This window comes from Poseidonibacter lekithochrous (assembly GCF_018861145.1).
GTDB classification, from domain to species: Bacteria; Campylobacterota; Campylobacteria; order Campylobacterales; family Arcobacteraceae; genus Poseidonibacter; species Poseidonibacter lekithochrous_A.
In genome coordinates this window covers 1-1,640 of the sequence record NZ_JAHKQT010000008.1, presented here as the reverse complement: position 1 = coordinate 1,640, position 1,640 = coordinate 1, and the positions used below count along the sequence as shown (strand labels likewise).

The 1,640-nt window shown below is 42.6% G+C and carries 1 protein-coding gene and 1 pseudogene; both read right to left on the bottom strand.

The features are described from left to right. Window positions 1–106 precede the first annotated feature (106 nt). On the bottom strand, window positions 107–448 hold the full coding sequence (kleE, locus tag KO488_RS15490; RefSeq protein ID WP_012774837.1) for a KleE stable inheritance protein: 342 nt from the start codon (window positions 446–448) through the stop codon (window positions 107–109). Window positions 449–1,015: 567 nt separating this feature from the next. After that, a pseudogene (locus tag KO488_RS03715) lies at window positions 1,016–1,640 on the bottom strand (klcB); the annotation flags it as partial.

Here is a 1,640-nt window from a genome sequence, read left to right as displayed (position 1 = left end):
ATATAAACCCCACACCCTAATTGTAAAAATTTGACGGTGACAGCCGCCTAACTCAAAAAAAGTATAGCTAAACTTTATTATAGGGTCAATACTTTAGCGGCTAAAATTACGTATCTTTTGGCCTATATATCGAGACAAAGTAAGTAAGTAGTGTTAGCGCGAGAAAATGCGCGAAGAACGTCCATCCAGCGTGAACTTCTGGATTATCCCAATAATAAAAGGCTCGAATAGCCTGGAAAAACACATTAATGGACACAATCCATTTAAGAACGGGCCAAATCAAAACAGTTGTAATCCAGATCCAACGTACAATGGCCGCAAAGAATCGCCCTTTCTTAGCGGGTTTCTGCGGCTTAGTATCTGATACTTTATTAACTTGTTGTTCATGTTCAGGTGGGGAATTGGAACCCGTAGGCCCAACTTTGGGAAACTTCACTACGTTTGACATTTTCTTGACCCTCCACGCTATCCGTGCTCCAATTATCTATTGCTCACTATTCGGGACCACACCCTAACGAGCAACAGGTTTGGTGTGACAGCGCCGGACCAAGCGCCTCGGTTATCACCGAGGCGTTATCTATTTAATCTCAACCCAACGCAATTCTATTTATAGTCATCGACATATCTCGGTTTATGACCTTGATGATTTATTCGGCCTTAACCTGCACGATAGGACATATTGCCCTAACAAGTCAAGTTAAATTTTTCGGTAAATCGAAATAAATTTTAGCCGCTAAAATGTGATTCTGCTAATTACGATTCTTTCCAAATAACTCCCAGTCCAGCCAAGTAGCAAAGTTGCCCCCAAGCTGAATATCGATTATATGACACGTCACCTCGCGCACGTCGAACCGTTCGCGAGCCACTAGGCCCCAACCCTAATTTTTTCGCCGCTTGGCTACCAGTAAGCCCAGCTAAACGCAAAACCTCTCTAATTTCTTCACCTGTTGGTCGTGACCATTGTTCAGCAGGTCGAAGACACTCTAGTCTAATATTTACATTATTCATTAACTGTTTACTCCGTATCAGATACTAAACGCAATTGATTAAAAGCATAAATCGACTGCACTGCCTTGGGATCATTTTCAAGAACTCGGCTCCCCTTTCTGTTGATCCGATATGTTTCTGGCTTGTCATCATGCGCCCAAACCTGAGAAGAAGAAGAACTTACCGAAGTTATAATTACAAACTTACCAACGTCACTTTCAAAAACAGGATGATGAACACTTATAACCTGGCAACGCTGTCCAGGAATGAACTGCCTACTTTCTGGCGTTACTTTTTTGTGTTTTTCAACCTCTCGTTGAGGTTTGGAAACGACTGGAGTCGCTTCCGGTAGATTACATTCACTCTCTATTTTATCTAGCTTTTGTTGAGCCTCTTTAGCCCATTTTTTCGCGATGTATGCCTTTTGTGAAGGCAGTACCACATCAACCAAAACAAACCCTTTCGGAACGTTAACATTTGCCGGAGAACGTCTAGGAGGTGGGGTGAGCGTATCAACAAAACTAGGAAATGACGCTTTAGCCAGAACGTCTCTATACTCTGGTTTTATGTCGTGGCGTTTATCTTTTAGGTAGTCAGATAGGATAGCTTTGGCCGCTTCATCGACTGTCAATCCGTAGCACGGTTTACCAATA